10 protein-coding genes are annotated in these 11,217 nt (G+C 50.1%); 3 read left to right on the forward strand and 7 right to left on the reverse strand.

Features of this window, described 5'->3' with window-relative positions:
• Positions 1-152: 152 nt before the first annotated feature.
• The 7 genes from Q7J88_RS04160 to Q7J88_RS04190 form a co-directional block, all read right to left on the reverse strand.
• Complete coding sequence (locus tag Q7J88_RS04160) at positions 153-446, reverse strand: hypothetical protein (protein WP_303720895.1); 294 nt, start codon at positions 444-446, stop codon at positions 153-155.
• A gap of 207 nt (positions 447-653) precedes the next feature.
• The gene (locus Q7J88_RS04165; RefSeq protein WP_303720896.1) at positions 654-866 is read right to left on the reverse strand and encodes a chemotaxis protein CheW; all 213 of its coding nucleotides are present in this window, start codon (positions 864-866) and stop codon (positions 654-656) included.
• Positions 867-1,285: 419 nt separating this feature from the next.
• On the reverse strand, positions 1,286-3,184 hold the full coding sequence (locus Q7J88_RS04170) for a DUF294 nucleotidyltransferase-like domain-containing protein (RefSeq protein ID WP_303720897.1): 1,899 nt from the start codon (positions 3,182-3,184) through the stop codon (positions 1,286-1,288).
• A 133-nt stretch (positions 3,185-3,317) separates the two neighbouring features.
• Complete coding sequence (locus Q7J88_RS04175; RefSeq protein WP_303720898.1) at positions 3,318-3,701, reverse strand: hypothetical protein; 384 nt, start codon at positions 3,699-3,701, stop codon at positions 3,318-3,320.
• A 141-nt stretch (positions 3,702-3,842) separates the two neighbouring features.
• On the reverse strand, positions 3,843-5,639 hold the full coding sequence (locus Q7J88_RS04180) for a sodium:solute symporter family protein (RefSeq protein WP_303720899.1): 1,797 nt from the start codon (positions 5,637-5,639) through the stop codon (positions 3,843-3,845).
• Between the two features lie 12 nt (positions 5,640-5,651).
• A complete protein-coding gene (locus tag Q7J88_RS04185) occupies positions 5,652-5,912 on the reverse strand; it encodes a DUF4212 domain-containing protein (RefSeq protein WP_303720900.1) in 261 nt (86 codons plus the stop codon).
• A gap of 297 nt (positions 5,913-6,209) precedes the next feature.
• Positions 6,210-6,989 carry an IclR family transcriptional regulator gene (locus tag Q7J88_RS04190; RefSeq protein ID WP_303720901.1) on the reverse strand — a complete coding sequence of 260 codons (780 nt, stop codon included), beginning with the start codon at positions 6,987-6,989 and terminating at the stop codon, positions 6,210-6,212.
• Positions 6,990-7,602: 613 nt separating this feature from the next.
• On the opposite strand from Q7J88_RS04190, the gene trpE reads away from it, so the two are divergent.
• The 3 genes from trpE (at position 7,603) to Q7J88_RS04200 (ending at position 11,165) form a co-directional block, all read left to right on the forward strand.
• The gene (trpE, locus tag Q7J88_RS04195; RefSeq protein WP_303720902.1) at positions 7,603-9,084 is read left to right on the forward strand and encodes an anthranilate synthase component I; all 1,482 of its coding nucleotides are present in this window, start codon (positions 7,603-7,605) and stop codon (positions 9,082-9,084) included.
• Positions 9,085-9,474: 390 nt separating this feature from the next.
• The gene (tnpA, locus tag Q7J88_RS15350; protein WP_369681969.1) at positions 9,475-9,888 is read left to right on the forward strand and encodes an IS200/IS605 family transposase; all 414 of its coding nucleotides are present in this window, start codon (positions 9,475-9,477) and stop codon (positions 9,886-9,888) included.
• Complete coding sequence (locus tag Q7J88_RS04200) at positions 9,885-11,165, forward strand: transposase (RefSeq protein WP_303720903.1); 1,281 nt, start codon at positions 9,885-9,887, stop codon at positions 11,163-11,165. Before tnpA ends, Q7J88_RS04200 begins: the two co-directional genes overlap by 4 nt.
• Positions 11,166-11,217: the final 52 nt, after the last annotated feature.

Raw genomic sequence — 11,217 nt, forward strand, 5'->3', positions numbered from 1 at the left:
ACGGCAGCCGCCCCCAACTGCACAGTTGGGGGCGGCTGCCGTTGTGTTAAAGGGGAAACGTAACACCAACTCGCTGAACGCTTCCGGATCGAATTTGGGAATGAACTTATTGGCTCCGGCTTCTTCCGTTTTCTGCTGGTTGGTCGGGTTGTTCATCGAACTGTGCAGGGGGCGATCTGTGTCGCGGCCAGTTCTTTTATCTCGCGCTGGTTGTGCGTAAAGGCGAACCTGTCCATGCCCGGCATTTCCATATCAGAAATGATCAGATAGATCTTCTGTGCCTGTCCAGGTACGAACTCCTTCTCCAAATAAGAAAGCACTTTGACGGCGGAGTTAAAATCGATGAAAGTAACACTGAGGCGTTCCATTGTGTTTTGTATCAGCGACATGTCCGAATTGGAATCATCCACCAACAATACCTGTTTACCGATACAATGCTTTGCCACCTGCTCTATGCCCTCCTGTTCCAGTTAGACTTCCATGCCGACCACGTTTCCGCCAACACGGTTTCGATATCCAGGATCTGGATCATTTCATAATCATCTGCATAGTCGATGGCTATAACCGAAGGGGCATGAAAGACTTCCGGTTATTGATCTCTTCCCAGCCTCTTATTAGCAAGGTTTCAGGCTGTTTAACCCAAAAGCATTCAGCTAATAGTTGTATTCGCAGACTACAAGGTAGGTGAGTTCGTTCTGGTAATCGACTTTATCCATGCCGACCGCTTCAGAAACTTCGATAAGGGTAATCGCTTGGCGGCGAAAAGAGACCACGCCTTTGACTGCTAGATGTGACTGCGGAATCTTGTCGATCCGTTTCGGATATTTCAGGATTTGGAAAATTGTAAAGACATTGATGCAGTACAACTGTCCGTCGGTCAGTCAGAAGGTGAGCATTTCCATCTGGTTGCTGCTGGAGAATCTACTGTGGCGGATTGCTTCGTCCCATGAATTTGAATACTGCTCATTGTCCCCGCTCTCCCGATTAAAGAAATTTGCAAAACCCTTAACTGTCTACTATAAAAATGCGGAGAGTTTTTGGCTGGAGGGGAAAACCTTCCTTGTGAGAGAAAATTTCAAATGTTTAAAATTTATAGGATATATCAATAGTGAAAAGATAATAGTTATGAACATAGAAAGCTTTTATAGAGCCAAGTTTTTGAAAAGAAACTACGGTTTTGTTCAGTGCTATCATTTAGAAACGTGGTGAAGGAACTCAGTTATTGCGGTTTCTGGACGATTGTTTTTCTTGTTGCGTATCGATTCCTGACCATCAGCATGTCTGATCAGCCGACGTTAAAATGCCTCTTCGTCGAGACTTGCAGTTTGCTTGCGACACGGAACGCTTCTTTGAGCAATTCCTGCTCGTCTTTACTTAGTGCATAAGGATCGAGGTAATGTGATGGTTTTTGCCCGCCTTCGACCAGTGCGATTTCATTGCGGAGGCGCAAGTAGGTAAATGCCTCGTAGGCGGCTTTGATATGTTCGGCTGTGTCGATGTTGAAGACGTTCAGCTTGACCAACTGATCGAGCCGTTCGAAGGTGGTGGTCGCTTCGGCCTGTTTTTGCAACATGAACATGCGGATACAGTCGACGATGAAGATGCTGCCGGTCTGCTTGGTGGAGATCTTTCCCTTGACCTCTTTATCCATGATGAACCGGCCGAGCAGACCGAGGGGAACCTTGTGTTTGAAATCAAGTTCCATCATGTGATAGAGGAACAGTGGAAATCTTCTGATCTGTTGTTGGACGATATCGGTCAGCCCTCGACACAGTGACGGATCACCGACCAGTGGCATGAAGTCGAAGAAAATTGTGGAGTAGCGAACCTTTTGCGGCTCGGGAGTGTTGATCCAGTCGGTGATCCGGTTGCGCCATTCGCTGAGGGTTCCTCGCCACAGCGAGTTGTTGGCCATTACTTTGCCGTTGCAGCGTGGGTAGCCAATTTCGGCATATGCATTTACCAACCTCTCTGCAAAAGGGATGAAAAAGGCATCTACTTCCGCACGCTGTTCATCCGGGAAGTTTTCGTAGATAAAACCGTTGTCCTGATCAGGGCCGAGCAGCATTTCCTTGCGTCCGCCGCTACCCATGATAATAAAACAGTGACGGATGTCGGGCGGGGTTTGTCCTTCTTTTTCCATTGCCGCCAAAATTAGTTCGTAGCCCCGCCGCAAAATAGAATGATGAATGTAGGAGAGGATCTCCATTGTATCGACTGTCGAGCGCGCCTCGGTTAGCAGAATTTTGGCAATTTTTACTATTTCAGCATGAATTTTTTTCAACTCGGCAATTGAGCTGGCCTCTTTGATTTTGGCGATCATCAACATCGTTTTCTGACTGCGGTAGCGCAGCAGATCACGCAGGGTGACAATGCCGACTACCCGATCGCCGCTGAGGATCGGCAGGTGCTTGGTTTGGTGCCCTTCAAGGTAGGCCATCGCTTCATACATGTAGTTGTCTGCCGCCAAGCAATGTGGGTTCGGGGTCATCAGGTCACGGGCAATGGCCGTGTGGTTATTGACTTGGTCTGGGGCGATGACCTTCGCGACCAGATCCTTTTCGGTGATGATCCCGATCAGCTTGCCCTCTTCAACAACCAGTACCGAGCCGACCGATGCCTTGAGCATCAGGCGGCCTATTTGTTGTGCTGTTGTTGTTGGTGGGCAGGTCTTGACTGGCGAACTCATGATTTCCACCAGTCGCTTCTGGAACGGATAGGCTTCCATCCGTGCTTGATAATGGTCGGTTTGTTCGCGAACAATTTCCGAGTATAGGTTTCGAATCTGTGAGTGGATGCGACGGGTAAAGTATTGGCTGATCTGTGGGTAGCTTTTAGCTGCTTCCGTCAGTAGCTCCTGTGGAATCAGGTAGCATTCTGCGTCGCTGACGGTACGGGCTCCAGCAGTGTACTCTTCGTTGGTAAAAACTGGGGTGCCGCCACAAAAGGCACCTTCTTTCCGGCGGTCGACAACCATCTCGACTCCACCGGGGGACAGGGCGACAATCTCCACTTCGCCCTGTTTGACAATATAAAGGTAGCCGGTTGGTGGATCATGTTGATTGAAGATGTGGGTTCTGGCAGGGTATTTTTGGATGGTGACGGCCTGATTGATCCGTTCAACAACCTCTTCGGGGAGCAGGTTGAAGGGTTCCGTGTCGCGAAGTTTGGTGATCAGGCCCATCCGATATGTTCCCGAAACAATAGAGTGGAAACGATACATAAAAGGCTTCCATCTTTAGGAAGCCTTTCCAGTTTATTAGGATGTTAGCACAGGAATGGTCGAGGTGAAAGCTATTGCATGTGCGAGTCCTGTATTAAGCGGCGCAGGTCTTGTTCGATTTACGATCCTTTTTTTTACCAAATTGGATCGGGTGGGCCTGCATCTTGATGATGAAGTCGGCAATGATTTTGCCCCAGATGGTCAGGCCAGCGTAGGCGCTCCATTCATCGTACGGTGCGATCCCGAGAAGGACCAAGGAGATGACGTAGATGCAGAGACCCCCACTTGCCAAGTTGAGCAGACCGACGATCGGTGCCCATTTTTTCGGATTGGCCGGGGATTCCCCTTTTTTCAGGGCAACTTCGGAATAATTTTTTTTGACAAAGATTCGATATGCCCGGCGCATCCAGAAAAAGGCCATCGGGAAGAGGGCAAGAAATAAAATCCAGGTCATAACAACACTAACGTCTAAAATCATCCCAAATCTCCTGTTGCCCTTTCTGGGCGGTTTGTGTTGCTTTGTCTTATTCTTCTTGAGGGGAAAATCTCCCCCCGCCGCCGTGCGGCGGGGGAAATCCAATCAGATTACAAATCCGATCTACAATTGCACATGAATTTATTAATGTGCTCCGTCAACAGCTTTTGAGCCACGCGGGATTCGCACATCTTCAACCATGTGAGCGATGTGGTCAGGCACCGGAGTGGTCATATTCTTGACCGCGAAGGCCACGGCAAAGTTCACGATTGCGCCAATGGTACCGAATGCATTCGGCTCGATGCCGAAGAAGAAGTTCGCTTCGCCACCGAAAAGACCGAGGAACTCAGTCCCTTTGATAAAGAAGACACCCTTGTGGGCGAAAACGTAGAGCATGGTTACGCCGAGACCGGCGAGCATGCCAGCGATGGCGCCTTCCTTGTTCATGGTCTTGCTGAAGATACCCATCATCAGGCAGGGGAACAGCGAGCTGGCTGCGAGACCGAAGGCTATAGCAACGGTACCGGCGGCGAAGCCTGGAGGATTCAGGCCGAGGTAACCGGCGACGCAGATCGAGCAGGCCATGGCGATCTTACCAGCCATCAGTTCGCCCTTCTCGGAGAGGTCAGGCATCCACATATCTTTCAGCAGGTCGTGAGAGATCGCCGAGGAGATAGCGAGCAGCAGACCGGCAGCGGTCGATAGTGCAGCGGCCAGACCACCCGCTGCGACCAGTGCGATAACCCAGTTTGGCAGCATGGCGATTTCCGGGTTGGCGAGAACCATGATATCGGCGTTAACATTCAGTTCACTTCCTTGCCAGCCGGCAGCGGCAAACTTCGGATCGGTCGACTTGTCGTTGTAGTACTGGATACGGCCGTCGCCGTTCTTGTCGGTAAACTTCAAAAGACCGGTAACTTCCCAACGCTTCATCCAATCAGGACGGTCTTCATAGCGGATTTGTGCGTCCGCAGCAGTGATGTCGGCACCGGTAACAATCCCCGGGTTAATGGTGCTGAGCAGGTTCATTTTTGCCATGGCAGCAACAGCCGGAGCGGTGGTGTAGAGGATGCCGATGAAGACAAGCGCCCAACCAGCAGAAGCACGGGCGTCCTTAACCTTGGGAACGGTGAAGAAGCGAACGATAACGTGCGGCAGACCAGCAGTACCGATCATCAGCGAAACTGTGTAGACAAACTGGTTGAGCAAGTTGCCGCGAACGCTGGTGGTATATTGAGCGAAACCGAGGTCGGTGACAACCTGATCAAGTTTGGTGAGCAGGGGGACGCTGGTCCCCGCCAAGTCGGAGCCAAGGCCGAGTTGCGGAACTGGGTTGCCGGTCAGGTGCATCGAGATGAAGATCGCCGGGATGGTGTAGGCGAGAATCAGGACGCAGTACTGGGCGACCTGGGTGTAGGTGATCCCTTTCATGCCACCGAAAACGGCGTACATGAAAACGATACCCATACCGATGAAGATACCGGTTGCGTTGGAAACGCCTAGGAAACGGGAGAACGCAACACCGACCCCCGTCATCTGGCCGATGATGTAGGTCAGCGAAGCGGACAGCAGGCAGATAACCGCAACGGTGCTGGCGCCCTTGGAATAGAAGCGGTCACCTACAAACTGCGGCACGGTAAATTTACCGAACTTTCGCAGGTAGGGTGCCAGCAGCATTGCCAGCAGAACGTAGCCACCGGTCCAGCCCATCAGAAATAGCGAGCCGCCGTAGCCCATGTTGGCGATCAAGCCGGCCATGGAGATAAAGGAGGCTGCTGACATCCAGTCGGCGCCAGTCGCCATACCGTTCAAAACAGGGTGGACGCCGCCACCGGCAACGTAGAAATCACTGGTGCTGCCTGCGCGCGACCAGATTGCGATGCCGATATAGATCGCAAAGGTCAAACCAACAATAAGATAGGTTAAGGCTTGTAGACTCATCGTTGCTCCTCCTTAGTCTTCGTGGACGTCAAATTCTTCATCGATTTTGCCCATTTTCCATGCATAGATGAAAATGAGGGCGATGAAGATATACATGGAACCCTGCTGCGAGAACCAGAATCCGAGCGGATAGCCACCCAGGGAAATGCTGTTCAGCGCAGAAGCGAAAAGGATGCCGGCGCCGTAGGAGACAAGAGCCCAAACCACTAGAACGGTGGCGATGAGTTTCAGGACTGTTGGCCAGTATTGGCTGATATCTTTGGGTTGCGACATAAAAACCTCCTCAAAATAAATGGTTGAACTGCAAACCGCTAAGCAATGAACTTTTGATGGGGCTGGTTCAAGTGCCGGGCCCCTGGAGTTTCTGGTTTTGTGCCACTATGCCTCCTTTCTTTAAAAGTTGTTTTATCCCACTTGTTCTCGAATTATTTCTGCAGCCTTTTGAAATAATCGGTAAATTTAAAAACACTGTTCTATTAAAATTCATAGGCAAAGATAGTTGCATTACAAGGAACAGTCAATATCAAAAATAGAACCACGTTATTTTTTTAAGGCAATCGTTTCATGACGCTAGTTGTTTGCGGTCGCCGGCTGCTTGTTTTTAAGTTCTGGGCCGATGTGTCCCAGTCGCGCCGAAGCCATCTCTCCGGCCGCTTTGATGGCGGGGAGAAGTTGGTTGTTGATGGTGCTGTTGTCCATGCGGAAGCTCGGGCCGACCATGGCAATGCATCCGCATGATTCTCCTTCGGCGTTAAAGAGTGGAACGGCGATACAGGTGCTGCCTTCGCCGACGCCGTCCTTGTCGACGCTGAATCCATTTTTGCGGCAATATTTCAGCTCTTCCTCTAGTTGTGGGGTTTGTTCGGTTTTGGGTATATCGTTTAGTTCGTCAAACGCCAGCAGGGCTTTTCCTGCGGCGCAACTGGTCAGCGGGAAGCGGCGACCGTTGAGGGGGACGACTTTGACTTTCTGGTCGTTGTCGGCCATTTCGAGGAAGAGGGCGTCGTTGTCGCGCCGAATAACAAGGTATACGGTTTCGTTGCATTGGCGGACGAGTTGGCTCATGACTGGCCGGGCTTTGTGAAGTAGGCCCATGCGAGAGAGAAGCTTTTGGCCAACTTCAAATGCGGCCAGTCCCAGCTTGTATTCACTTGAGCTGTGTCCGCGTTCTACGTATCCGTGGCTTTCGAAGGTTGCCATCAGGCGGAACAGGCTTGCCTTGGTCATGCCGAGCTTGGAACTTAGCTGTGATAGGCTGCATTTGGAGTCCTCCTCAGCAAGCGCTTCAAGCAGGAGCAGGGCATTTTCTACTGATCTGATGCAGTAAGTGTCCTTTTCCCTAGTCGGCATGTCGTGTGTCCCCTTGTGGGTTGGTTATGAAATTTTAAACCGGCACTTCGCTTTAGCAAGTTCTAATATATTTTTTATCCATCGATGGAAAAACAGTAATACGCTGTTATAGAGTTGTCAATATGGTTTTTTATTTTCTGACCGCAAATGAATGTAAATGGATAGATGTTGTAAAAAATGCTAGATTGATAAGACCATGAAAAAAAAGAGAAAAAACCGTTATTGTGGGTTATTTTCAGTATGTAGAACGCCGTTTAAAAAAAGTTCTTGTGGCGTTTGTTTTTTTATTTGTTTGCCGTGGGTTTTTGGCATTCTTGTCTGCTTTCGTAGTGCGACAGGCCTTTTCTTTTAATGTTAGATTATATTTGGAGGTAGGTAAAATCTGACTTTCTCTATTTTGGCAAAATGTCAAAATATGTTTTATTCACTCTTGGCGTGTCTTTTTAGGTGTGGACGCGGTTTGTGTGCTGAGTTATCGTTTAGACTTGTTAATATTGCGATGAGGAGAGCATGGTTTTCAGGGCTGTAAGGAGGTCTGTTTGGTTGACTTCGATCCAGCTCTAATGGTACTAAATCGTTTTTTGCATAGCATTTACTTTGAGTTATTGGACATATGTATTTCCCATCTGAAAACGACTTCTGTCGATTTGCAACCCAAGGGAACCTAGTTCCGGTTTACCGCGAAATTCTCGCCGATATGGAAACTCCGGTTTCCGCCTTCCGAAAAATCGATGACGGACAAACCTCTTTTCTTCTTGAGTCGATTGAAGGAGGCGAGAAGTGGGCGCGTTATTCTTTCCTTGGCAGCGGCCCGGCACGGGTCTTTCGCAGTCGTGAAAACTATTATGAGGTCCTGTCAGACGGCAAAACAGTTGCCAGTGGCAATTGCGCTGACCCACTGAACAAGTTGCGTGAATTGATGGCTGAGTTTGAACCGGTTGAGGTGGAGGGGCTGCCTAGGTTCTTTGGTGGTGCGGTCGGGTACCTCGGGTACGACATGGTGCGTTTTGTCGAGGAGTTACCCGACAGTAACCCGCGGCAGATTGATAGTTGGGACGCATGCTTCATGCTCACTGAGCGGCTGCTGATTTTTGACAACATGCGCCAGAAGGTGAAGGTGGTCTGCAATGTTCATCTGCAGAACGACAAGGATCCGAAGCAGGCTTATGCCGAGGCGCAGCAACAGATCGAGCAGATGATCGAGCGCTTGCGGCAACCGCTGGCACTGGTCGATCAACCGAAAACCGGTGACGGCAAGCAAGAGTTGGTGCCGAACTTCGAAAAAGAGAAGTTCAAGGCGGCGGTAGAGCGTTGCAAGGAATATATCCGCGCTGGCGATATTTTCCAGGTTGTGCTGGCGCAGCGTTTTATCGGTGACCTGCAGTCAGATCCTTTTGATATCTACCGTGCACTGCGTACCATCAATCCCTCCCCCTATATGTTTTTCCTCCGCTTTGGTGAATCGCTGGTGGTCGGCGCTTCCCCTGAGGTGCTTGTGCGTAAGGAAGGGGCGCAGGTAGATGTCCGGCCGATCGCCGGTACCCGCCCGCGCGGCAAGGATACCCTTGAGGACAGGGCGCTGGAAGAGGATCTGCTGGCCGATCCGAAGGAGCTGGCCGAGCATATCATGCTGGTTGACCTTGGACGAAACGATGTCGGTCGGGTTGCCCGCGGCGGTACTGTCGAAGTCAGCGAACTGATGGTGATAGAGCGTTACTCCCATGTCATGCATATCGTCTCCAACGTCCGTGGTCAGCTACGCGAGGGGCTCGACGCTTTCGACGTTTTCCGCGCTGCCTTCCCGGCCGGGACTCTTTCCGGCTCGCCGAAAATCCGGGCGATGGAGATCATCGACGAGTTGGAGCCGTGTCGCCGCGAGGTCTACGGTGGTGCAGTCGGTTACTTTTCATTCAGTGGCAACATGGACTTGGCGATCGCTATCCGTACCCTGCAGATCGAAAAGGATAAGCTCTACCTTCAGGCCGGTGCCGGCATTGTTGCCGACAGCGACCCGGAGATGGAATATCAGGAAACCTTGAATAAAGCCCGCGGGGTAAAACGAGCCATTGAGATGGCGAACAGGGGGCTCGTTTAGTTTATATGCTGCGGATGATCGATGACTGTTATATGTGTTTATTGCCTTTTTGTTACGCTTTTGTGGCTATCTAAAAATAACCATTTAAGGACATGACTGATGTAGGCGGATATCGAGACCGTTATCGCACAATTGATCATTTTGCCAACTTAAAGCAACGACTCTTCAAATGCATTATTGAAATCATTAGGGCGATCCATCATTAAGAAATGATCCGTCCCCTTGAGCGCAATGGAATCGAAAGAAAACATATGCCTACGATTCCTTCATGATTTATGGACCATAGATCAGTATTTACAGAGCATAGCCGGGAAAGCCTTCTCTTATAGAGGGGGATGATAGGCTGAACACTCCTTGCTTTTAATTCGAGAATATGTAATTATTCTAGCAATGTCTGGCTCGAACACCACATACAACTCAACACGTCATGCAAAGTTCCTAATCTGCTACCATTTTATTTGGTGCCCTAAATACCGCAAAGGCATCCTGGATACACCTGCGACAGTTGAGGTTGTTAAAGCAGCCCTAGAGGATGTTGCTACAGATTTGAGCTGCGAGATTGTCGCGCTAGAGGTTATGCCAGACCACGTCCACATTTCTCTGAGCGCAATCCCCGCACTTAGTCCTGCGGAAATCGTTGCTAGATTGAAATCAAAAAGCGGCGCACGAGTTGCCGCAAAATTCCCAAAGCTGATGAAGCGCGGACGCATCTGGAGTCGCTCCTATTTTTGCTCAACACTGGGGTCGGCTTCAGTCGATGTCGTAAAGAGATACATCGAGAATCAGTGGAGTAAAATTTCATGATCAAGGCAAGAAAGATAAAGCTTCGCCTTGATGTCGCACAAGCCAACATGGTGCGAGAACACCAAATGGAAGCTGCTGCCTGCTGGAACGAGATCGTTGTTCTCGCAAATAATCATTATCGCGATAACGATGGTAAATGGATCTCGAAAAGCGACCTCCAAGCAAAAACGAAAAACCGATTTAAGCTCCACTCCCAGAGCGTCCAAGCACTCACTGACAAATACTGCGCCAACCGAGATACCATCGCCGAACTTCGACGCAAAGGCGACAAGAAAGCCCGTTATCCATACCGCGAGAAGACGTACCTCACGATTCCGTTTAAGCAGATGGCGATAAAGATACAAAAAGATGGGACAATCCGGTTGTCTCTCAGCAACGGAAACTATCTATACACTGGAATAAAGCCGGATCGCGAGATCAACACTGCCGAGTTGATCTGGGATGGAAAAGGGTACGTTTTTTCATACACCGCAGAATACGAGATTGCCGATATGGCAACCGATGGACTGGTAGCCGGTATCGACCTCGGTGAAATCCATCCAGTTGCTATCACTGCTGAAGATGGTGAGGGCCTAATCGTTTCCGGACGTACCATCCGGGCTGCCAAACAGTGGAGAAACAAGTCACTCGCAAAGCTCTCACGACGCATTAGCAAGTGCAAGAAGGGGAGCAGGCAGTGGAAGAAGTTGATACGAGCCAAGGCCATTTTGCGGAACCGCACCGACAACCAGGTGCGCGACATGCTCCACAAATCGACCCGGCAGGCGATTAATTGGTGCCTTGAGAAAGGTATCAGCGATATTGTAGTCGGTGACCTTAAAGGCGTCGAGAAGAACACCAAGAAACACCGCCGACTCAACAAAAAAGCGCGTCAGAAAGTCTCTCAGATGGAGTATGGAACGCTTAAAAAGTATCTTAAATACAAAGCAGAAGAAGCAGGCATCAAATCGTGCTTCGTGAACGAGCGTGGCACTAGTAAAAATTGTCCAGAGTGTGGCTCAGAAAACCACCCAAAGGGGCGCATCTATTCGTGCAAGGCATGTGGATTCAAAAGTCACAGGGATGGGAAGGCAGGGTTTTTAATAGCCCGTAAAAAGCACAAACATCTCCAATTGCCAGAGAAATTCACGTTTGCACATCAGCAGTGCGCTCCCAAGTATCGCAAGCGGATGCGGCGTGAGTCGCTGCCTACACCGGCTTGCGTAGACGGTCCCGACGTGACCCTAAGTAGTCCGGTTAAAGCTGAACCTCTTGTTGGCGCGCTTAGCGCTGCCTAAGTTTGGTGTTCCCGTGAAAGAATCTTCCCCTTCTAGGGGGAGAGAACGTCAA

Source organism: Malonomonas rubra (assembly GCF_003247215.1).
Classification (GTDB): Bacteria; Desulfobacterota; Desulfuromonadia; order Desulfuromonadales; family Geopsychrobacteraceae; genus Malonomonas; species Malonomonas rubra_A.

Excerpts from the sequence above, each read along its gene's own strand:
- Q7J88_RS04185 (WP_303720900.1), bottom strand. The coding sequence starts at position 5,912 with ATGTCGCAACCCAAAGATATCAGCCAATACTGGCCAACAGTCCTGAAA.
- Q7J88_RS04190 (WP_303720901.1), bottom strand. The coding sequence starts at position 6,989 with ATGCCGACTAGGGAAAAGGACACTTACTGCATCAGATCAGTAGAAAAT.
- trpE (WP_303720902.1), top strand. The coding sequence starts at position 7,603 with ATGTATTTCCCATCTGAAAACGACTTCTGTCGATTTGCAACCCAAGGG.
- Q7J88_RS04170 (WP_303720897.1), bottom strand. The coding sequence starts at position 3,184 with ATGGGCCTGATCACCAAACTTCGCGACACGGAACCCTTCAACCTGCTC.
- tnpA (WP_369681969.1), top strand. The coding sequence starts at position 9,475 with ATGTCTGGCTCGAACACCACATACAACTCAACACGTCATGCAAAGTTC.
- Q7J88_RS04180 (WP_303720899.1), bottom strand. The coding sequence starts at position 5,639 with ATGAGTCTACAAGCCTTAACCTATCTTATTGTTGGTTTGACCTTTGCG.
- Q7J88_RS04175 (WP_303720898.1), bottom strand. The coding sequence starts at position 3,701 with ATGATTTTAGACGTTAGTGTTGTTATGACCTGGATTTTATTTCTTGCC.
- Q7J88_RS04200 (WP_303720903.1), top strand. The coding sequence starts at position 9,885 with ATGATCAAGGCAAGAAAGATAAAGCTTCGCCTTGATGTCGCACAAGCC.